The following is a 22248-nucleotide window of genomic DNA, read 5'->3' on the forward strand; positions in this document are numbered from 1 at the left end:
CAGATCACTCAAATACTTCTGGGTAAATCGCTTTTGCCAGCTCCTCAAGGCCTTCTGCAAGCCTTGGACCAGAACGAGTTACAAGATCTGAATGCACATCATACACCTGCTTATTTTTCACCGCAGCTACATCCTGCCAACCCTCTCTTGAAAGCAATAAGTCAACGGCATTTTCTGTATAATATCCATAAGTTGTAATGATAACGTCCGGATTGCGTTCAATGACAGCTTCTTCGTCCAAATTCACCCAGCCTTCTAAATCCCCAGCACCGTTCTCAGCATGAATAAGGGTGAGCATCTCATCCATAAAAGTATTCTTACCGACAACAAAAATGTCTGGAGCAGGGCTAACTTCAACAATAACTGATTTTGGTTCGGAGATCTCAGCAGCTTTTTCCTCTATTTCTGCAATCTTCGTTTTCATGTTATTGACAATCTCTTCCGCTTTCTCTTGTTCACCTGTAGCAGTTCCAATCATTTCAATCGACTCATATATTTCATTAATCGTCGCTGCATCATTTACAACAAGCACTGTAATGCCTGCATCTCGTAATTGCTGCAAACCTTCCGTCGAATTATGAGCATTTGATGCGTGGGCCAAGACTAAATTCGGGGCAAGAGAAATAATCTTCTCAACATTCATTTCCATACCGCCGATTATTTCCTTTTCAAATACTTCTTCAGGAAAATTATCATGCTCAGAAACCCCGACAATTTCGTTTCCAAGACCAAGAGCAAAGGCAATTTCCGTATTGCTTGGAATTAACGATACGATTTTTTCCGGCTTCGACTCAATTACAACCTCTTCACCAATCGCATCGGTAATCGTTACAGGAAACGCTTCTTCATTGGCGTTTTCCGTACTTCCCTCAGTTTCCTCGACCGCATTGTTTTCTTCGGCGGGTTTTTCGGACTGTCCGCAACCTGCTAAAATTCCTATTGATAACATGAGTAGCAATAAAATTGAGTACCATTTCTTCATCTGTTTTTCCTCCAAAATTAAGTAGTCTGTTGTGCGTGCCAATGGATCGCATAAAAAAACATCTCCATTATAAAGAAATGGAGATGTTGGATTTGCAGCATTGGTGACAAATAGCTTCCAAACACCTCCCTATCCTCGTAGGTTTATGGTGCAGTCGAAATAGGCAGGTCTCCTGGCTCATGGTCATAGCAAGTCTGCTCCTTCCCATACCGATGTACAGTGGTATTTGCAGCATGCTCCCATTAACAGTGGCGGGACCGCGTTGGATTTTCACCAACTTCCCTTTTAAGTCTAAGAGAAAAATGCACTTTTCACATCTGGAGTCAAAATTGACATCTGAGTAAGCTTTATTTCCCTTAAAGACACCTATTACTGTAAACGAGGTATTTTCAATCTTGTTCTATGAAAATACACTCAGAGAGTATGAAATTTTCCGTTGCTTAAATTATACACTATTTTGCTTCAAGAAAAGTTAACAAATTGCGAACTATTCCAACTTAACCGGAATAGCACTCCCTAATCCAATCCCAGTAACAGTAATGTGACAGCAGCGTGCATAAAGCTTCACTCCAGCAGACTTCGCTTCGTTCAAAGCTTGAGCAAATTTAGGATCGATATGTTTCGCAGCAGTCACATAAGAAAGATCGTCGCGCTGAACGATAAAGAGGATTGCCGTTTCATAATATTTAGAAAGCTGTGCAAGCTCGCGCACATGCTTCGTCCCTCTTGCAGTGACGGCATCTGGAAACATTCCTTTCTCCCCTTCTGCTAATGTTACACTTTTAACCTCTAAAAGAAGCTCTTGTCCTTCTTTATTTTCTAGCAAGAAATCCCAGCGAGAATTACCCAGCTTATACTCCGATTTTTTATAAAACCAGCCGGCAAACTCATTTAATACTCCCGCTTTAAGCGCATTCTCAACAAGCTTGTTCGGGAGAGCGGTATGAATGGAAACAAAACTTGTATTCGTTTCATTTTCACATAGCATAGCTGTCCACTTCGTTTTTCTCGCGGGGTTATCATGATCCATAAGCCACACCGTTTTCCCCGGCAGCAAAAGTTCCTTTAACCTTCCAGGGTCAGCCAAGTGAACCACGGCCAGTTCGCCTTTTTCAGGCAATTGACAGTGGAGAATAAACCGATTCGCTCTTTCAATAAACGTTGCTTTTGTCAGCGCTCTAGGGAATGGCAGCCATAACCTCTCTTTTTCCTCATTCATTCCTCAGCGCCTCCTAGCTTGCGTACATTTTCCACTCACGTGTTTTTTTATCAAATACAAGCTTTGCATCCGGCTTTCCTTTTGCCATTTTCTCGTACTCCTCGTACATATCATCCATGTTATCAAAATCACCGAGCACCCAGATAGGAATCTCTATCACCGTTCTTGTTTGTACATTATCGTGAATAGAGATCAGAATCCCTTCTTTCATCATAATCTTCATATTCAGGATTAACTCCATATGAATCGGGGGAAATGGCCTTTTCTTTTTAATGCCAAGGAGGTTTTTGGCAAGTTTACTATCGGTCATTTTCGCTGCTAACACTTCTCCAAGCATGTGGTAGAAATCTTTCATATTTCGATAATAGACTTTATTCCACCAACCATCATCGTGAGCTAAATAAACAAAGCGATTGCGCAATTGCTGATAAAAAGGAGTTCGCAAAGCATCCTTCATATGACCAAGGAACAGAAGCTCCGCCAATTCCTGACCCGACAATTCGTTCAGTGCATCTTCTTCCTCAAAATCAACCCAACAGAAGTCTCCATACCCGTAGACGTCATCCTTTATAAGCTTCTCCATTTGCTCAAGAGGAACGTATTCTAATAACGTATGTAGATTGAATTCTCCGTCATCAAAATGATGCTTTAAAAGGAGGACATTGTTCATGAAGTCTTTAAGCGAGCGGGCAAACTCTTCAAATTCTATCCCATACGATAGGACGTAATGCTTTGTTTCATTCAAATGAACATATACAAGTTCCCGTTGATTGCCGTTATGTTTTTTCAAAAGAATAACCTCCGAACCTTTTGATAAGACTGATGATTGATGCACGAAACAGACAATGAAGTCCTGTTTATATGGTTTAGAATTATATAACTAGATTTTAACAAACTTTTCGGATAAAATCTTATTTTATCCACATAATTCTCATTTAGTGAAAATATTCCCTTTTCATTCTTATCATTAAAAAATTGTCCGAATGAAGGTTTTAAGTGTTTAATTAGTGGTACAACTAATAACACAGCCGCTTTACATGTTTGTTTTTAATGGATATATGTGCTTTTAATTGAACTCGACTTGACAGATACCCTGTAAGTTTGCACGAAAGTAGGAGAGAGACCCCTTTTGTTAAATCATAAAAGCAAAGCATTACCTTCTATATAAATTTCCACATCAATACTTGACAATAAAAAAATAATTATCGTATCAATTATACTTATCTTTTTCTATAATAATCACGAGAGTTGATGGCACACTCTGTATTGATAGCATCTATAACAAACAAAATTCCCATCAAAAGATGGAGCCTGTACTATCTTCACACAGCATTTTCCGGTAAAGGAGCGTGATCTCATGATTCAAAATATGACAGAAGATCAAATCACCCTATATGTAATCAAGGCATTAAAAGAGAATAAACGCAAAGAATTCGAAGCAATCATTGATGAACTTCAACCTTACGATATTGCTCAAATTTATGAGGATTTACCGGAAAAGCATCGAACACGCTTTTTATTTTTCTTAAATATTAATGTACTTGCCGATTTAATCCAAGAACTAAACAGCGAAGAACAGCTTGACATCCTGAATCGTCTTGGGATTGAGAAGTCTGGTAAGGTTCTCGACATGATGGATAATGACGACCTCGCCTCTCTTCTTGAAGATTTATCTCCTGAAAAAATCGCATCACTGCTATCGGGAATGAAAAAAGAAGAATCGCAAATTGTTCAGGATATTATGAATTACCCGCCGGAAACAGCCGGCCGATTAATGACCAATCGCTTTGTTTGGATTCGCGATTACTATACCGTCAGGGAAGCGGTAGATAAACTAAAGTCTTTTGCAGAGCTTGCCGAGACGATTAACTATTTATATGTCATCGACCAAAACCGGAAGCTTGTCGGGGTTGTGTCTTATCGCGATTTATTAATTGCTGAAATGCAGGAAAAAATCCGCGATATCATGTATGAGCGCGTTATATATGCATTAGAGGATACCGATCAGGAAGAAGTGGCGCGCCTGATTGAACGCTACGATTTCCTCGCCATTCCCGTCGTTGACAAGGATCATGTCCTTATCGGGATTATTACAGTTGATGATATTATTGACGTCGTCATCCGCGAAGCAAATGAAGATATCGAAAAGCTTTCTGCTTCCGGTAAATCCATTGATTTTGATACAAAATCGTTTGTTGCTGCTTATCGGCGTCTGCCATGGCTTATTCTTCTTTTATTTATCGGTCTCATTTCAGGAAGCATTATCAGTTCCTATGAGGAAACTCTTGAAAAGGTGGTTGCCCTCGCCTTTTTTATGCCGATGATTTCAGGTATGACCGGAAATACAGGAACGCAGTCATTGGCCGTTGTTGTCAGAGGGCTCGTATCAAATGATATTGATAAAAGAGTCATTATAAAGCTTATTTTAAGGGAATTAAGTGTTGGAGTCATTATCGGAATTACATGTGGTATTCTCATTTCAGTTATCGCCCTCATATGGCAAGGGAACTTTATACTCGGTCTCGTTGTCGGCAGTTCACTGTTGCTTACCCTTATTATTGGAACATTAGCGGGTACAGTTATTCCGTTAATTCTTTATCGTTTAAAGGTTGACCCTGCAATCGCATCAGGTCCACTTATTACAACCTTAAATGATATTTTTTCCTTGATCACTTATTTTGGCATTGCCACCATGTTTCTCAATTATTTATTATAAATCCTTATTAAAGCGGTACTGAAATTCATATTGAACGCTTATGAAGACTGCTTTAACTCTATAAGTCCTTTTTAGTGTGCATATTTATTTCCCTGCTTACGAGCGTTAGCTTAAAAAATGTCGACAACGGCTCTAACATATGACCAATAAAAATCACGAAGATCCCGTTCTTCATGACAAACTGTCGACAAAATCCATCGAAAGAGCTCCATATCGATGGATTTTATCATTTTTGGACTGGAATTCGCTAAAAACGTTGATTTCCTCTCCAGACGCTTGCTTTCCAGGGGGCGTGCGCCGAGCCTCCTCCTCGCGGATGCTCGTGCGGGGTCTCGGCTGTCACGCTATTCCCCCAGGAGTCAAGCGCCTTCCGCTCCCATCAACTCGTTTGGCACCCCCTAAAAGCAGGTGGCCAAGTCCAAAGGGCCATGTTCTCTACGTTCATGGCAGCAAACGTAAGCATCGCCTGCATATTAAGACCTCGTAAGGTTGTCCATCACATCCCCTGCTTTTCCTTCGCATCCGCAAAGACACGTTCAATCGTCTCTTTGCGTTTCGCGTAGATCTATTTGATTTCATCGTTGTGACGTAGATGTTCTGCCTCTTCTATGTAAGCTCCCCCAATAGGACGTTGTATAAGCTTTGAAGGGTATTTCCTTTCCGTACACGGGGATAGAAACGGACATTCTGCACAAATCGATGTATTTGATTTATATATCGTAAGTCACCTCAAAAATTTCTTTCTTCATATATTCAAAAAGAGAAAGTGGATTGGAGCGGAGGGTGGCGACTCCTGCGGGAAAATCACGAAGATCCCGTTCTTCGTGTTTTTTTATGAAAAATTAGAAACCATTCATCCTGTAAATACGTCTTATTACGTGTGGCTATTTCGAGGTTATCTCTGTTAATATTAAAGAATAGACATAGAAGTATAGGGAGAATAAAAGAGACTAGGTGTTGGAACAATGGATAAAAAGAATAAGGTTGCTGAAAAGTTTGACTGGACATTAAGCTTTATTTTGCTATTGTTCTTTCTTACTAGCTGCGCAGCCATATATAGCGCTCAAACAACGGAACAATACATTGAAAATTATTTTTTACGACAAATTGCTTATTATGTTATCGGGGCCATCATTATCGCAATCGTGATGTTTTTTGATAGTTATCAATATCGCAAGCTAAGCTGGTATTTATACGGATTTGGAATTTTACTTTTAGTTGTACTATACCTGTTACCCCCTTCAGATTTTACACCGATTAGAAACGGGGCAAAAAGCTGGTTTGTTATACCTGGATTGGGCTCAATCCAGCCTTCGGAATTCATGAAAATCTTTTTAATTCTTACATTAAGTAAGTTGATTGCTGATCATCATGAAAAAAATCCACTTAAAACGTCTAAAACCGATTTTATTCTGTTTATTAAACTTGGGTTGGCGACATTGCCACCACTCGCTCTTATTGCAGAACAAGATTTAGGAACTGCATTAGTAATCATTGCAATTTTCGTAGGAATGATTCTTATTTCCGGAATGACATGGAAAATTCTCTTACCTGTTTTTTCAGCAGGAGCCGCTCTCGTGGCAGCAGTTTTTTATATTGTCATCCATTATCCAGAGCTATTGGAAAAACATATTGATACCTATCAATACAATCGGATTTATTCCTGGCTTGACCCAGAGAGTTACCAAAGTGGAGCAGGCTACCATTTGTATAAATCACTGCAAGCGATTGGCTCAGGGCTAATTACCGGGAAGGGCTTTGGTGAAAGAGTTGTTTATATTCCAGAGAGTCATACCGATTTCATTTTTAGCGTTATTGGTGAAGAATACGGCTTTGCAGGGGCAAGCCTTGTGATCGGATTGTTTTTCATTCTCATCTATCACCTGACTAAGACAGCACTTGACACGAACGATCCATTTAATACGTATATTTGTGTCGGTGTGATCAGTATGATTGCCTTCCATGTTTTCCAAAACATCGGAATGACCATTCAAGTGTTACCAATTACCGGGATACCACTTCCATTCATAAGTTCTGGGGGTAGCTCCCTTATGGCAAACATGTTTGCGATGGGACTCATTTTCAGTATACGGTATCATCATAAATCATATATGTTTGGCTCAGCAAAATAAACATCGTTATGACAGAAGTAGAAGCGGAAATTTAAACCGTTATTTAATTAGCAATTACAACATACAACACTCTTAAGGGGCCTAATAATGTCAGAATTGATTCATACAATTGAAGAATGGCTTATGGAATATGGGATCTGGGGGCTCGCACTCGTTTCATTTGCAGACTCTTCTTTTTTTCCCATTCCACCTGACGTCTTGCTCATTCCCATGGGGATTGCAAAACCAGACAGCGTTCTATTTTACGCCTTTATTACCACACTTACTTCTGTAATAGGGGCCTTATTAGGATGGTATATTGGAAAAAAACTCGGGAGACCCGTGTTAACTTATCTATTCAAAGAGGATAAAGTTCAAAAGGTTGAACATTACTTTACAAAGTATGGCCCGATGGCAATACTAATGGCGGCATTAACGCCTGTCCCTTATAAAATCTTTACCATTTTTGCTGGTGTCTCTCGTATTCGTCTCCGCACACTCGTCGTATGGTCAATTATTGGGAGAGGCGCCCGTTTCTTTGCTGAAGCGTTACTCATCCTGTTCCTTGGTGCGCAAGCAAAAACCTTCATCGATGAGAATTTTGCCATGATCACGATCGTAGGAGCGATTGCGATTGTAGCCATGTATTTCATTTTTCTTTATCTCCAAAAACACAACCATAAAAAAACCCTTAAGTAAACATTTAAGGGTTTTTATTTATAATTATTATAAATAAAAAATTATTATAATTAAGTATTGATTTTAATTTAGTATTTGTTATAATTAGTATATAAAAGAAATAGGAGGAATGTTAAAATGAATTTACAAACCGCTTTAAATGTACAAATCTCTAACTGGAGCATCTTATACACAAAGCTTCACCGCTACCACTGGTATGTAAAAGGGCCCCTATTCTTTACACTACATGAAAAATTTGAAGAGCTATACAACGAAGCTGCCTTAACTGTTGATGAAATTGCTGAGCGCTTACTTGCTATCGGTGGACGACCTGTTGCAACAATGAAAGAATACTTAGAAACCGCAACATTATCAGAAACAGGAAATGAAGAAAAGGCAAGCGAAATGGTTGCTGCCCTAGTTTCTGATTACAAAGCAATTAAAGAGCAATTAGTCGAATTAGCATCCTTAGCTGAAGCGCAAAATGACGTCAATACTAACGACTTAGCTATTGGATTAATTGAAAAAATTGACACACATATTTGGATGCTAAACGCTTACTTAGGAGAATAACGCAAAACAGAAAAAGAGTCAGTGAGTTAAATCACCGACTCTTTTATTTTTGTCTCTGTTAAATCACATTGTTGATAAAATTTGGGACACATCTCGTGTAAAGCCAAGATTTCCAAAGCCTTTCACTTATGCTGAAATGTCCTCTGTTTCCATGAATGGACTTTTTCTATCGCTTCATGAAGTAGAAAATGCGCCAAAGCATCAAGACAAACTAGCACGCCTTCATGTTTAGTGATTTTCCTTTTCCACCCCATTGTAAATCAGTCGTTCGTAAACTGTAGACATAAGAACCATAAAGACATGAATAATGACATTCAAATATGGAATAGAGAAATTCTTCTTGACCACCCCTGAACGAAAAAGAATGGAATCAACAGTTAGTGAAAACATCAAAATTCTCCATTTTCCCATCCATCCACCTTTGCGAATCGACCAGGCTGAAAATATAGAAAGTACGAAACTGTATAATGGGGCATAAATAAAATGCTCCTCCAACCGATGTACTCTTCCCTTTCCAAAGCGGAAATTCCCCGTCAATGCGGCAAGGTAAATAATATTTGTACCTGTCCCCATAATGGCAAAAAATAAAGATATAAAAAGAATAAGCGGATTTCGTCGCTGCAATTGTTCATACCATTTATCGCTTAGAAAAAAAAAGATCGGTAGCATAGAAGACGTATGAAACGGATTCCACCATCTCGTCTTATAAATTTTCAGCTTCAAAAACAGCCGCTCAACGAGATGAAAATAGAAAATAAATGCCGACTTTATTTTCCAATTCAGCTTAAATGCCGTTAAAAATACACCTGTAAACGGAATATAGATGGCTTGTGATAAAATGGCTCCGAGAAAATTATCGAAATAGTTATTTTTTAAGATTTTCGGCTTGTAGCAATAAGCGCGAAATAGGTGAAGCACAAAATACTCAAAAATATAGGCCATCCCCATATTCGCCATAAGCAATACACTTATCGTCTTACGATCTTTCTTTTTTATAAACGAATATAGCAGGAGAGATGAATGGATGACAAATAAAAAAATAAATGGATATTTATTTCTGCTTTTTCGTTTCATTCGTATCCCTCCTCTTTAGTACTCCTTATTTTTCGAAGAAGACGGGACATTATACAACATTCATGTCAGATTATGCGAGCTTTCTTTGATCAAGCCTTTGTTGTGAGGACAAGCCTAGTTCCTGACGGATCAATTAACTTGATTTCCTCCCCTTCAACCTGAATTGAATCATGACGATTGTTCAGACGCTTTATTGTTTGCATCATCTCTTCCTTATTTGGATAGATCAATGTAAAATACTCGAGACCTGCACTCTTTTCTGAAGGTGGTTGCGCTCCTCTCCCATTCCATGTATTTAAGCCGATATGATGATGATAGTTTCCGCTAGAAATAAACAGTGCTTGTTCACCATAGCGAGTAACGATATCAAACCCTAGTCCATCACAATAAAACTGTTGGGCAGCGTGCAAATCTGCTACATGCAAATGAATGTGGCCAATTATCGTCTCTTTTGGAAGTCCCCGCCAAACTTCTCCATTCCACTGTTGGAATAACTCCTCCACATCTAAAGGAGCAGTGTCCATCTGGACCATTCCCTCCGACCATTCCCATTTTTCCGATGGTCTGTCTGCATAAACTTCAATTCCATTTCCATCTGGATCTGCAAGATAAATCGCTTCACTTACCAAATGGTCAGAAGCCCCTTGTAGAGGATAACCACTTTCCATTAAATGCTTTAAGCAAGCCGCCAAATCTGCTCGCGTTGGAAGTAACAGAGCAAAATGGTATAGACCTGTTCTCCGTGCTTCTTTTGCTGTAACCTGCTCAGGTTCCAAAATCGTCAATATTGGCGTCTTTCCATCTACAGTAAAAACAACCATTGTTCGAGATTCTTTTAAAACCTGTAAACCTAAAATTTCCTGATAAAATGATAAAGCCCTATCTTTATTTGTTACCTTTAAATGCACCTGTTCCACATACACATTTGGAGATTGATGAAAATTCATTTTAATTTGCCCCTTTAACATTTTTCTCTAACTTCCATTGCTGTAGTTCTTATAAATTTAGTATACTAGGTACTAACAAAAGTAAGGAGTGATCTGCTTTGACAAAATCAAAAGCCCGCAAATACCGTGATAAAATCGCTCGCGAGGGACAAAGAAACCCAGAATGGAATAGGAGCCCTTTTGCCTTTGCCGATATGCGTACACGAAAAACAAAAACAAAGAAGGATCATTTGTATAAGACTAAGCACAAGAACCAATCATTTACGGAAAAGAATGATGGTTCTTTTTTATTATTAGCTTTGATAAAAAATGTTTGGTTCATTTCATGTGAAAGCAAAAAATCAACACCAACATAATAATAAGCCATCTTACTCCTTTCACATAATAAATTTCATAGCACAAAATAGAACGAAATATGATATTTTCCCCTATTTACCCAACTTAATCCCCAAACAAATATTATATTGAAATAATTATTTATCGATTTCAATCGTCCTATTCGTGGAAAACAATTAAATTGAATATCGTTAAAAACCCATATCATTTGTTGTATCCGTTTTCAAAATAAAAATTCAAAGTTTGTTCAATATTTCACAAACTATTATTTAAATAGTATGGTATTCTACATGTAGATAAACAAATAAGGAGTGAAGACAATGATCATTTGTGAGTGGAAAGCTTTTTCTACAGATACTGAAACCTATACTCAAGCAGATTTTGAAAAGCTGGTTGGTGATGATTTTGAAGCAATGATGTTTAAAGATGACGATCCCATTCCTTCTTATATTTGGACAAAAAATCACGTTTTTCATATCAGAAAAAACTCAAAAATTTTAACTGATATTTCTTTTGAGAAAATTCCAAGAAACCCAGATTGTGTAAAATCATAATCTTTTTTTTAATAAAACTTTGTGAAATATTTCACATGTAGGAGGAGATTTAAATGGCTATTAAAGAGAAGGAGTTACCAAAAGTGCAAACTGTTGCTGAAATGGTTGATCAATTAGTTCAGAACGGGCGCCGTGCTTTGCAAGAATTTCAAAACTTTGATCAAGAAATGATTGACGAAATTGTTAAACAAATGGCCCTGGCAGGTTTAGATCATCACATGCCGTTGGCAAAGCTTGCCGTAGAGGAAACAGGTCGTGGCGTGTATGAGGACAAAATCATCAAAAATATATTTTCCACAGAATACATTTATCACAATATTAAATACGATAAAACGGTTGGAATTATAAATGAAAACGACCATGAAGGGATCGTGGAGATTGCTGAACCTGTAGGAGTCATCGCTGGCGTGACGCCTGTTACAAACCCGACATCCACTACGATGTTCAAAGCGCTTATTGCGATTAAAACGCGAAATCCAATTATTTTCGCCTTCCACCCTTCAGCTCAAAAGTGCAGCAGTGAAGCCGCAAGAGCTTTGCGTGACGCCGCTGTTCTTGCGGGTGCGCCGGAGCATTGTATTCAATGGATTGAGAAGCCATCTTTAGATGCAACACAGCTATTAATGAACCACTCAGAAGTGTCGCTGATCTTGGCCACTGGCGGATCAGGGATGGTGAAATCAGCTTACAGTTCCGGAAAGCCAGCCCTTGGTGTCGGCCCAGGAAACGTTCCTTGCTATATTGAAAAATCGGCCGATGTCTATCGAGCTGTTAACGACCTCATTTTGTCGAAGACATTTGACAACGGCATGATTTGTGCCTCAGAACAAGCCGTTATTCTTGATCAAGAAATATACGACACTGCGAAAGAAGAACTACGCGCACACGGCTGCTACTTTTTAAACGAAGCCGAAAAAAATAAAATTGAAAAATTAGTTATTCGCGAGCCACACGGAACGATTAACCCCGATATTGTCGGAAGACCTGCAGCTAAAATTGCCAAAATGGCTGGGGTAAATGTTCCGCTCGATACAAAAATTCTAATTGCCGAGTTAGAAGGTGTCGGTCCACAATACCCACTTTCAAGAGAGAAATTAAGTCCAATTCTCGCCTGCTATAAAGTGCAAAATCTTGAAGAGGGCTTAACTAGATGCGAACAAATGCTAGAATTTGGAGGGCTGGGACACTCCGCCGTTCTCCATTCAACAAATGAAGAAGTCATGAAAAAATTTGGTTTAAGAATGAAGGCTGGACGAATTATCGTTAATGCCCCATCTTCACAGGGAGCAATCGGAGATATTTATAATGCATACATTCCTTCCCTTACGCTTGGATGCGGTACTTATGGAGGAAATTCAGTATCAACTAACGTCGGAACGATGCATTTAATCAACATTAAAAAAGTAGCGAGAAGGAATGTCAATATGCAATGGTTTAAAGTTCCACCAAAAATTTATTTCGAGAAAAACTCCATTCAATATTTAGCAAAAATGCCCAATATTTCAAAGGCTTTAATCGTTACAGATCCAGGAATGGTGAAACTGGGATATGTGGATAAAATTCTCTATTATTTAAGAAAACGACCTGACTATGTTCATTGCGAGATTTTCTCCGATGTCGAGCCAGACCCATCCATTGAAACGGTTATGAAAGGAGCAGAATTGATGGCTTCCTTCCAACCAGATGTCATCATTGCCCTTGGCGGTGGATCTGCAATGGACGCTGCAAAAGGAATGTGGCTATTTTACGAGCACCCTGAAACAGACTTTTTTGGACTAAAACAAAAGTTTCTTGATATTCGCAAGCGGATTGTTAAATATCCAAAGCTCGGTGAAAAAGCACAATTTGTTGCCATTCCAACTACATCTGGGACCGGGTCTGAAGTAACATCTTTCTCCGTTATTACGGATAAAAGAGCAAATATTAAATACCCGCTTGCCGATTATGAATTGACACCGGATGTGGCTATTGTCGATCCACAGTTTGTCATGACTGTTCCAAAGCATGTTACAGCTGATACTGGAATGGATGTGTTAACCCATGCGATTGAGGCATACGTATCCGTTATGGCAAATGATTACACTGACGGTCTCGCCATTAAAGCCATTCAACTAGTTTTTGAATATTTACCGAGAGCATATCGCAATGGCAATGATGCCCTTGCCCGTGAAAAAATGCATAATGCGTCAACGATAGCAGGAATGGCATTTGCCAACGCCTTCCTAGGAATTAATCACAGTCTTGCGCATAAGCTAGGCGGTGAATTCCACATTGCTCACGGTCGAGCTAATGCCATTTTATTGCCGCATGTCATTCGTTATAATGCGACAAAGCCGAAGAAATTTGCATCGTTCCCTAAATATGAAAAGTTTATCGCCGACAAACGCTATGCAGAAATTGCGATGGCACTGGGACTTCCGGCCCGCACTACTGAAGAAGGAGTGGAAAGCTTAATTCAAGCAATTATTAAGCTCGCTGAAGAATTGTACATTCCACTAAAAATAAGAGATAACGGCGTCAATAAGAAGGAGTTCGAGAGCAAAGTCGAATTTCTTGCAGAAAAAGCCTTCGAGGATCAATGTACAACTGCTAATCCTAAGCTGCCATTAGTCTCTGAATTAGCTGAAATATATAGGAAAGCTTGGTAATTCGAAATAAGGCATACAAGATTTCTACTGACTGAGAGAGGACGCCCATTACATGGGAAAGAGTCCTCTCTTTTTTCTAATTCTTTGATGCTATTTGCTTCAAGCAAATATTGGGTTATTTTTCAAAAAATTTGTTAAAATGATCGATGAAGAAGATTGTAAATTATTTAAAACAAACGCAGAATCATGTTATTCATCTTACTAAAATTGAGGAGGAATTAGCAGATGTATGATGTAGTAATTATTGGAGCAGGCCCTGCTGGAGCAAGTGCAGGAATTTTCACAGCAAAAGCTGGCAAGAAAACAATGATTTTGGATAATGAAAAAAGCGTGACAAAGCGTGCATGGTTAGAAAATCACTATGGTGCTCCTGCCATTTCTGGTCCTGATTTAGTCGAAACAGGTAAAGAGCAGGCGAAGAAATTTGGTGCGGAAATTGTCGAAGCTGAAGCAAATGAAATAAAAAAGAACGGCTCACAACTAACTGTCGTTACAGAAAGTGGTGAATACGAAGCAAAACATGTAATTTTAGCTACAGGCATGGCTGTTGATCTTGGCGAAAAATCAGGCGTAACGACAAAACCTGGTACAGAACCAAGAATAAAGGCAATCTTTGATGTTGATCCATCTGGAAAAACAAATGTGGAAGGCATTTGGGCTGCTGGGACATGTGCAGGGGTAAGCATGCATACGATTATCACTGCCGGTGACGGAGCAAAAGTAGCGATTAATATTGTCAGTGAATTAAATGGCGAACGCTACGTAGACCACGATATTATGAAGTAAATCTGTAAAGAAAAGAGAAGTAGAAGTGGTTCAGTTACAATGGAGAAAAACATAAATAGCAGAACAAATAACCAGTGGATTACACTGACAAGATCAAACAGTAAATAGCATATTAAAAAAGTTTAGAGCTTTTGGCTCTAAGCTTTTTTAATTTCACTGTCGTTTTTACTCTACTAAAGCCACTATTATTGAATAAACTTCTTATCAAATACCATTAAATTTTAAAATAGTAGCGTTCGAGGCTCGCATCCACAGGGGAAATGGAATAAGTAATTAAAATAGCAATTATGACTTAACTAAGGATTGAAGAACCTTGGTCTTGGCCCATTAATTGTAAAGAGTGATTTAAACCTCCCAAAACCCACTTAACCTTATATAAAATAGGCTTTGTTAAATAGAATTGTTGTTAAAATGATTTTAGGCTCATTGTATGGAATCAGAGAGAAAATGAGCTTAAAAATCAACACCGACATATAACAGAGCCATAAAATTAAAAAAAATCGGGTACAAAACCTTTGCGATTTCATCCTTACTATACTATTTCAATTGTCTCTCCTCATTATCCAACTCCTCGAAAAAAGAAATAAGTCCCTTTTATGTGCCCTTATATTTATGCTAGATTATTATAATCGTTGCTATCATTGTGTTAGCTCGTTTCTAGCTATTTTATAATCACGGGCTACTTAACGGCTTGCTTAACTGTTACTACTTCATATTTTCCGCCTTCTGTGCTGACGATATAGTCTGGTTTCGGTTGTCCGAGGTTTGCTTTATGGCCAGCAATGTGAGCGTCACTCTTCTCCCAATTCTTCCAATCTTCTTCTGACTCCCAGCGAACTTGCACAAGAACCTCTTCATCACCCCGACGCACTTTTTTAACCATTACCGTTAAATCAATAAAACCAGGTTGTTTTTCTATGATTCCTTCCCTACTGAAACGCTCCACTACTTTATCCGCATTGCCTTCAGTAACGATTGTTTTCCTCATTTGCACAAACATATTTAAGCTCCCCTTTCAACGATCCATCATTTGAATGATAATCCCATTATAAATGATAATCATTTTCAATTACAACTAATCACACTAAAAATTGAATAAACACCTGACACAGAACACATCTAAAATTTTTAACCATGCTTTTAGCTATATACTTCCTTTCATTTAATCAAAAAAACCCTTTATACTGTATGCTAAGTAATTCTTAATTATTTATATTGGACATATTTGTACTTGCCACGCAATGGTATATTTCGGCAAGACAAGCATATGTATCATTTTAGGACAAAAAAATTGGAAAGGGGGTCACCATGACAGGGTTAATTTTCATTTTACTATTAGTGCTTTTTCTTCCTTTTTCGGTAAAAATGATTGAGAAGAATCTTGAATTTTTTTTATTTTTTATGGGAATCAGCGCCGTGTGGGTAAGCGGGATATGGGAACCTTCATTAATCATGAAAGCAATAAAGGACCCAGTAAAAATAACTGTGGCTGTTTTGATTGCCGGACTTCTATTCAAATGGTTGAAAAAACCATTAGAAATAATGATTAAAAAAATAAGCGAATCGATGCCCTATCCATTGTTTTTTGCTCTTGTTGTCATTGTGCTCGGCCTTCTCTCCAGTATCATTACAGCCATAATCGCTTCTCTCGTACTCGTAATCATTGTTTCCGTGCTACGTTTGCAGAGGAAATCAGAAGTAAAACTTGTTATTATTACCTGCTTTTCAATTGGTCTCGGGGCTGCCCTAACACCTATCGGAGAACCACTGTCCACTATTATTGTGAGCAAATTGAATGAAGATATGTTCTTTCTATTGGGGCTGATTGGGCGAGAAGTAATTCTTGGCATTATTATGTTGGGAATCGTTGCCGCTCTTTTTGTCCAGCCACAATTTAAAAAAGCTCGGCTCGTCTCTGACAATCCGGAAACGTATCAAGAAATTTTCATTCGCACTGGAAAAATATATGTATTTGTCATGGGCTTAACCTTGCTAGGTGCAGGATTTCAACCGTTAATTGATGCCTATATTCTAGGGCTGCACGAAAACGTTCTGTATTGGATCAACATCATCTCATCTGTTTTAGATAACGCTACATTAGCAGCAGCAGAAATCAGCCCATCAATGAGTCATCAAACGATTAAAGCAATTCTTCTTGGTCTCATTATTAGCGGTGGGATGCTAATTCCGGGCAATATCCCAAATATCATCTCATCAGGAAAGCTAAAGATTACGAGTTCAGAATGGGCAAAATTCGGCTTGCCTTTCGGACTTATTACGATGGCGATATACTTTTTTGCCCTTCTTGGAGACAAGCATTTTTAATTCGATTGGGGGAAGTTTTTCTTCCCTTATTTTTATTTTGAATTTGGTAGCCTCCCACGCTCTGACACTTAAAATAGACCAACAAAATGAAAACAAGGTTTGGGTACACTGTGCCGAATGCCACAATGACAAACCATTCCCAAAAACCCATGGCTCGGTAATAAGTCAATGCTTCATAAATTAAAATAACCACTTTCCCAAAAAAATTTAACGAATTTGCTCCAATCATTTCTTCCTAAAAACCGCGTAAAAGCATATTAACCGGGGATCAGGATCATATAGGTAAATCCCTCCCGCCGTTCAACCTCTTTTGAAAAATACCAATATCCATGATATTTATATTCACTCACCATATAAAACAATCCTTGAAAGGCAATCATGAATGTCCAAATCTCAGCGGTTGATTTCAATTTAAGCGGTTATAATTAACTTCTAAATAGTTAAAAGTGACCATTACTATCATTATTCCAATTTTTGTCCACTCTTTAAGCACTCCTTATCCTTACTGTCTTAAAATAGGCAAAGTACAACAACGAAAAGAGCCACCAAATTTAATCATTTCCATGAAATCCACTTCAATAACTTCATAACCGCGCAGTCTCAGCTCTCTGTTTATTTTTTTGTTTATCGGAAGGCTAATGATCTTCTTATTTCCTAATGAAAGAATATTTGTTGCAAGCGTCGCCTGCTCCTCCTCTGATACAGCAATTAAATCATACCGTTTTTTCAGATCTTTTATCTTCTCCCCATGTATTTCCTCCGGATATATGATTGCCTCGTTAGAAGAGAGGATATTAAAAACACAATCTAAGTGGAGATAAGCATCTGAAAACGGCACTTCAATGATATGAAAATTAGGAAGAAGAAGCTGCAATTGTCTGGCTGCTTCCGTGTTCGTTCGATTGCTTATCCCCACATACACAGTGTCTCCATCAATCATTACATCCCCACCCTCCATTTTGCCTTTCGGTATTATTTGATATGGAATAGCTGCTTCTGTAAGCTGCTCCTTTAAATAGTTTTCTTCCCCTTGGCGACTATAATTTTCGATGTTTGCTATAAATAACTCTTCACCTAAAACAAAGCCTGTATCGCGTGTAAAAACCTGTTCGGGGAACTGACTTACAGGCGGCAGTGAGATAACTTCTATGCCGCTCGTTTTTAACGTTGACACAAAATGATGATGCTCCTTGATCGCCAAATCGATACTTACAGTCATAGACTTTGGCTGCATGAGAAACTTTGGCTCGCACACGACAACTTTTTTTAATGGAGCATACTCATTCAAACAGCGTATTGTCGACATAAAAAAACCCCTTTATCGTTCGTGCTACTAATGTAACCAAACTTCAAAGGAGTTATTAGAAGATTTTTTAAGATAAAAATTAATTTGAACTTTCTTTTTGCAACGTAGAAAAATGTTGACTGCTGCTATTCTCAGAATCAACATACAATTTTCTACTTGGTATTGAAAGCAATACCTGCTCTTCTTCAAGAATTTCCAATATGGCAAAGTTAATCTCCTCTTTAACAGCGAGAAACTCTCCCCAAATTGTCGTATTTGTAAAGAAGTATAGAAAAATCCCCAACCCATTTTCTGAAAATTGATCGAATTTCACAAAAATGGTTTCTTTATGAACTCCCTTATGATTTTTCAAATACGCTTCAATTTTTTCAACCACTGCTTGAAGCGTTTCTTTTGGTGTATTGTGCATAACCCTTAACTGGAAAGTAATTTGCCGTTTCCCCATTTCACTCCAGTTTGTAATATTTTCATTCGCCAACGTAGCATTCGGAACCGTCACCACCGCCTGGGCAAATGTACGAACTCTCGTGCTTCGAAAAGTAATCTCCTCAACAGTACCTTCGACACTTGGCGTCATAATCCAATCACCAATCGAAAAGGGCTTCTCTGTAATAATCACGATTCCCCCAAATAGGTTGGCAAGAGCATCTTTGGCTGCAAGTGAAAAGGCTAATCCCCCTAATCCTAAACCAGCAACTAAGCCACTCACCTCATATTCAAACACTTGAGCAATCATGCTGAAGCTTATAACAGCAACTACTACTCGTATTGCTTTCGATAAAAATGGGATTAAAATTTCATCTATTTCCATATTGAATTGTTTATTCATTTTTGTAAGTAACAGGGATGAACTTGAGGAAAGATTATACAATCCCCAGCTAAAGAAAAAAATGATCGACGCTTTAAAAATTTTTAGAAAAAGACCTTGATCCGCTTTTAAATATGGAAAAACATCAATAGCTATATATGCCCCCAAAACGAGAAATAACCACTGTATCGGTTTCTCAAACGAAAGAAATACATGGGAGAGAAACTCTGTCGGCGCCTTTTTACTCATTTTCATTAGGAGAGAAAACACATATTTTGCGAAAAGTTTTCTAAAGATTAAAAACAGCAGAAAGATCCCTGTGGAAATGCCTACATCCAATAGAAATTCGTACTCTAACAATTGTTTCCAATGTATCATACATCAACTTCCTCGTCATACTTCTGTCATCCCATTATTTTAACGCAAACCCTCATTGTTGTCGAAAAATCGATCACCTTCACTCGTCAATGTAGTTCAACTCCGTTGTTGAATCGGCTTCTATCTCAAGATCGGGCGGAATACGTATTAACAAAATGGGACCATCTATTTGGAATTCGGAATTGAATTTTGTATTTCCAGTAAATTGCTCAATCGTAAATTCATTCATGACAATAGACGTTTTCAAATCCTGATATTCCGGATAGACAATCGTAAGAGTCTCATCTTTCAGTTGAACAGCAGGTAAAACAATATCTTCTGAAACATCTAACTTTGCGATCGAAAAACTCCCATACGCAAGAACATCCATTTTCTGATCATCTTCCGCTTTTCTTTCAATATAAACAGAAGAACCTTCATCACCGTGGGAAGAAGTTACTCTTACCTTCTCTCCTTCTATCGGAAAACTATCTTCCTTAAGGAGGAGGTTCGAACCTTTAGCGTAAATTTCTCCACTGTTTAGCAAATAATATAGATCATCTCTCGGCCTGTCCGTTATCTCGAGTGCTTCTGATTTAATAAAGAAGGCAGCAACAAAAGACAGAAGTAGTACCCCGATATAAACGACTAAAAGCCAATGGGTTACTTTCTTTTTTACACGAACGATAAAAAAGAGCAGCGGTAGTGCAACTATGACAGCCATTGGGATAAGTGCAGCGAAAGTCATCGTCTTACCTCCATTCGATTGAGAATAGCAATTGATGCAAAAAAGAGTACCGCAGTCGTAATCAACGTCTTAATCGCAAACAGGACAATCGATGACTCTAAAAAATAAAATTGAAACAGTGTCAGCATCATGGCATCTCTTTGCATAAATCCATCATAAAACAAGGAACCAATTACAATAACAGGGATTAACAAAGCGAAGCCTTTATGAACTTGAACTAACGCACCGACGAAATAGCCGATCGAGCTAATCCAAAAAATATAGAGTAAGCTGACTGTTATCCCGATCATCATTTCATTCGTCATGATGGAAGCAACATATAAATCTTCCTTTAAAAGAAAATAGGCGACAGCTTGAATTAAAAAGCGCGATAGAACCGCAGTAAATGCCCCTAACAAGCTAGCAGAAAGTAAAAAAAGGATATTGGAGAGACTGCTGCTCATGCGATTCGTCACAAATGTGAAATCTTGATATCGATAAGGCTTTGTTGTAATCGTAATCGCCGTTACAAAGATCCAAATCAACGTAAAAATAATCACGAGGTCAGCAGAGTAAAACTTCAATTCAAAGTGATATCCGTCTGATGTCGACATTGAAGATGAACCACCGCCAAGAGAAAATAAAAACGCAATAAATTGTATGCCGACGAGGGAACTAAATGCATCTATATAAGCTTTCATTTTAAATGCATACTGTTTTTTTACCGTTTCCATTAAACTAACGTTCGAAGACATCATCGATCCCCCCTTTCATATCATTCGTAAGATAGACGCATAGATCGCTAGCCTTTACAGGCATAAATTCTACTCCACCTCTTAGCGCCTCCTCTTTGTTCTCTTTTGTAAAATCATCTCTTACAACAGCGTACAACGTGTCCTTGCCTACTTGGCGCTGAAAGATACAGTTGCGCTCTTCAAGCCATTTTTGCACGACAGTGGAAGCGCCTTGAAGAGCAATTGCCCATTCTTTCAAGTCGGAAATAGACTCATGTAACAGTGTTTTCCCATTTTTAATAAGCAGCACATCCTCAAGAATATCCTCAATCTCATTTAAATGGTGGCTGGAAATCAAAATGGTTCGAGGGTGAGCAAGATAATCCTTCATAAGAGCACGGTAGAAATCTTTTCTTACTGCCTCATCCATTCCCGTCGTTGGTTCATCTAATATCGTCAATGAACATCTAGAAGCTAATCCAACGATCATATTAAACGTACTTGTTCTTCCCTTTGAAAGTGTCTGATGATAATGACTCGGTTCAAAGCCGAAGTATTGAAACAGACGACGCGCAAGTTCCATATCCCAATTTGGGTAAAAGCTTTGTGCCACCTCTAGTAATTCATGAAGCTGTAGAGCAGGCGGGAAGAACATTTGATCATCAACCAAGATTGTATTTGCTGATGTGTTGAGGTTATTAAACGGATGCTGTTCGAATACTCTCACTTCACCGGATGTTTCCTTAATCAAACCAGCAAGTATTTTTACAAGGGTTGTCTTTCCGACCCCATTTCGACCAATCAATCCTGTAATCTTATTTTCCTCAATGGTAAATGAAAGTCCGTCAAGCACATTTTTACGAAAATATGCTTTTGTTAAACCTTTGCATTCGATTACATTCATTGACTTCCCTCCTTGTTTCGTGCGGCATTTATCATTTCCAGTAATTCAGATTCACTAATGTTCAATCGCTCTGCTTCTAAAACGAGCTCCTGAACGAGCTGCTTTAAAATACCGCTTCTTCGTTTATGCACAATGATTTCCTTTCCATTAGTCGTAACAAACATGCCTAACCCCCTCTTTTTATAGAGAATTTGTTCATCCGCTAAAAGGTTGAGTCCTTTCGCCGCTGTAGCTGGATTAATTGTGAACATCTCTGCCAGTTGATATTGAGAATACACTTTTTCATCACTTTGAAAGTGTCCGTTTAAAATTTCTGTTTCAATCCATTCAGCAATTTGAACATATATTGGTTTTGTATCGTCAGGATTAAAAATCATGGGCCGCCTCCTTTCTAAATTGGTGCATTACTGATGTAATGTACTATATAATAATTTTCTCAACATTTCAAGTGCTTATCGAGAAA

The 22248-nt window shown here is 38.3% G+C and carries 21 protein-coding genes, 1 pseudogene and 1 riboswitch; of the genes and pseudogenes, 9 read left to right on the forward strand and 13 right to left on the reverse strand.

Annotated elements, in window-relative coordinates:
- Nucleotides 1-4: 4 nt before the first annotated feature.
- The 3 genes from NST02_RS00255 to NST02_RS00265 form a co-directional block, all read right to left on the reverse strand.
- A complete protein-coding gene (locus NST02_RS00255; RefSeq protein ID WP_095311718.1) occupies nucleotides 5-982 on the reverse strand; it encodes an ABC transporter substrate-binding protein in 978 nt (325 codons plus the stop codon).
- Nucleotides 983-1127: 145 nt separating this feature from the next.
- Nucleotides 1128-1309, reverse strand: a riboswitch (cobalamin riboswitch).
- A gap of 160 nt (nucleotides 1310-1469) precedes the next feature.
- Nucleotides 1470-2201: a DNA/RNA nuclease SfsA gene (gene sfsA, locus NST02_RS00260; protein WP_095311715.1), complete on the reverse strand. Its 732-nt coding sequence runs from the start codon at nucleotides 2199-2201 to the stop codon at nucleotides 1470-1472.
- A 13-nt stretch (nucleotides 2202-2214) separates the two neighbouring features.
- On the reverse strand, nucleotides 2215-2991 hold the full coding sequence (locus tag NST02_RS00265; RefSeq protein WP_095311713.1) for a hypothetical protein: 777 nt from the start codon (nucleotides 2989-2991) through the stop codon (nucleotides 2215-2217).
- Nucleotides 2992-3558: 567 nt separating this feature from the next.
- Between NST02_RS00265 and mgtE the strand changes: the two genes are divergently transcribed.
- On the forward strand, nucleotides 3559-4917 hold the full coding sequence (gene mgtE, locus NST02_RS00270) for a magnesium transporter (protein ID WP_095311711.1): 1359 nt from the start codon (nucleotides 3559-3561) through the stop codon (nucleotides 4915-4917).
- Nucleotides 4918-5296: 379 nt separating this feature from the next.
- Here the strand turns inward: mgtE and NST02_RS00275 are convergent.
- Nucleotides 5297-5632, reverse strand: a pseudogene (locus NST02_RS00275) (transposase); the annotation flags it as partial.
- A gap of 250 nt (nucleotides 5633-5882) precedes the next feature.
- On the opposite strand from NST02_RS00275, the gene NST02_RS00280 reads away from it, so the two are divergent.
- The 3 genes from NST02_RS00280 to NST02_RS00290 all read left to right on the forward strand — a co-directional run bounded on the left by NST02_RS00280 (nucleotide 5883) and on the right by NST02_RS00290 (nucleotide 8279).
- Nucleotides 5883-7049 carry an FtsW/RodA/SpoVE family cell cycle protein gene (locus NST02_RS00280; protein WP_095311698.1) on the forward strand — a complete coding sequence of 389 codons (1167 nt, stop codon included), beginning with the start codon at nucleotides 5883-5885 and terminating at the stop codon, nucleotides 7047-7049.
- An 87-nt stretch (nucleotides 7050-7136) separates the two neighbouring features.
- A complete protein-coding gene (locus NST02_RS00285; protein ID WP_095311696.1) occupies nucleotides 7137-7727 on the forward strand; it encodes a YqaA family protein in 591 nt (196 codons plus the stop codon).
- Between the two features lie 117 nt (nucleotides 7728-7844).
- Entirely contained in the window at nucleotides 7845-8279 is a 435-nt protein-coding gene (locus tag NST02_RS00290; protein WP_095311694.1) for a Dps family protein, read from the forward strand.
- Nucleotides 8280-8507: 228 nt separating this feature from the next.
- Here the strand turns inward: NST02_RS00290 and NST02_RS00295 are convergent, their stop codons facing one another.
- The gene (locus NST02_RS00295; protein ID WP_340947576.1) at nucleotides 8508-9353 is read right to left on the reverse strand and encodes a hypothetical protein; all 846 of its coding nucleotides are present in this window, start codon (nucleotides 9351-9353) and stop codon (nucleotides 8508-8510) included.
- Nucleotides 9354-9442: 89 nt separating this feature from the next.
- Nucleotides 9443-10300 (reverse strand): VOC family protein, encoded by an 858-nt coding sequence (locus NST02_RS00300; protein ID WP_137744409.1) that lies wholly within the window; start codon nucleotides 10298-10300, stop codon nucleotides 9443-9445.
- 98 nt (nucleotides 10301-10398) lie between these two features.
- On the opposite strand from NST02_RS00300, the gene NST02_RS00305 reads away from it, so the two are divergent.
- From NST02_RS00305 to NST02_RS00320, 4 genes are all read left to right on the forward strand, one after another.
- Entirely contained in the window at nucleotides 10399-10656 is a 258-nt protein-coding gene (locus NST02_RS00305; RefSeq protein WP_340947579.1) for a hypothetical protein, read from the forward strand.
- A gap of 300 nt (nucleotides 10657-10956) precedes the next feature.
- Nucleotides 10957-11190: a hypothetical protein gene (locus NST02_RS00310; RefSeq protein ID WP_095311685.1), complete on the forward strand. Its 234-nt coding sequence runs from the start codon at nucleotides 10957-10959 to the stop codon at nucleotides 11188-11190.
- Between the two features lie 53 nt (nucleotides 11191-11243).
- A complete protein-coding gene (adhE, locus tag NST02_RS00315) occupies nucleotides 11244-13838 on the forward strand; it encodes a bifunctional acetaldehyde-CoA/alcohol dehydrogenase (protein ID WP_340947581.1) in 2595 nt (864 codons plus the stop codon).
- Nucleotides 13839-14063: 225 nt separating this feature from the next.
- Complete coding sequence (locus NST02_RS00320; protein WP_095311681.1) at nucleotides 14064-14624, forward strand: FAD-dependent oxidoreductase; 561 nt, start codon at nucleotides 14064-14066, stop codon at nucleotides 14622-14624.
- Nucleotides 14625-15303: 679 nt separating this feature from the next.
- Here the strand turns inward: NST02_RS00320 and NST02_RS00325 are convergent.
- Nucleotides 15304-15624, reverse strand: a complete 321-nt coding sequence (locus NST02_RS00325; RefSeq protein ID WP_095311679.1) for an antibiotic biosynthesis monooxygenase — start codon at nucleotides 15622-15624, stop codon at nucleotides 15304-15306.
- A gap of 308 nt (nucleotides 15625-15932) precedes the next feature.
- Between NST02_RS00325 and NST02_RS00330 the strand changes: the two genes are divergently transcribed.
- Entirely contained in the window at nucleotides 15933-16949 is a 1017-nt protein-coding gene (locus tag NST02_RS00330; protein ID WP_095311677.1) for a DUF1646 family protein, read from the forward strand.
- Between the two features lie 502 nt (nucleotides 16950-17451).
- Here the strand turns inward: NST02_RS00330 and NST02_RS00335 are convergent.
- From NST02_RS00335 to NST02_RS00360, 6 genes are all read right to left on the reverse strand, one after another.
- On the reverse strand, nucleotides 17452-18255 hold the full coding sequence (locus NST02_RS00335) for a dimethylarginine dimethylaminohydrolase family protein (protein WP_212934184.1): 804 nt from the start codon (nucleotides 18253-18255) through the stop codon (nucleotides 17452-17454).
- A gap of 79 nt (nucleotides 18256-18334) precedes the next feature.
- Entirely contained in the window at nucleotides 18335-19438 is a 1104-nt protein-coding gene (locus NST02_RS00340; protein ID WP_340949973.1) for a mechanosensitive ion channel family protein, read from the reverse strand.
- An 82-nt stretch (nucleotides 19439-19520) separates the two neighbouring features.
- On the reverse strand, nucleotides 19521-20168 hold the full coding sequence (locus tag NST02_RS00345; RefSeq protein WP_340947587.1) for a hypothetical protein: 648 nt from the start codon (nucleotides 20166-20168) through the stop codon (nucleotides 19521-19523).
- Entirely contained in the window at nucleotides 20165-20905 is a 741-nt protein-coding gene (locus NST02_RS00350; protein ID WP_340947588.1) for a hypothetical protein, read from the reverse strand. The genes NST02_RS00345 and NST02_RS00350 overlap by 4 nt, the downstream gene beginning before the upstream one ends.
- Nucleotides 20886-21785 carry an ABC transporter ATP-binding protein gene (locus NST02_RS00355; protein WP_340947591.1) on the reverse strand — a complete coding sequence of 300 codons (900 nt, stop codon included), beginning with the start codon at nucleotides 21783-21785 and terminating at the stop codon, nucleotides 20886-20888. The genes NST02_RS00350 and NST02_RS00355 overlap by 20 nt, the downstream gene beginning before the upstream one ends.
- Nucleotides 21782-22162: a GntR family transcriptional regulator gene (locus NST02_RS00360; protein WP_095311667.1), complete on the reverse strand. Its 381-nt coding sequence runs from the start codon at nucleotides 22160-22162 to the stop codon at nucleotides 21782-21784. The genes NST02_RS00355 and NST02_RS00360 overlap by 4 nt, the downstream gene beginning before the upstream one ends.
- Nucleotides 22163-22248: the final 86 nt, after the last annotated feature.

Origin of the sequence: Robertmurraya sp. FSL W8-0741, from assembly GCF_038004005.1 — a bacterium.
Classification (GTDB): Bacteria; Bacillota; Bacilli; order Bacillales; family Cytobacillaceae; genus Robertmurraya; species Robertmurraya siralis.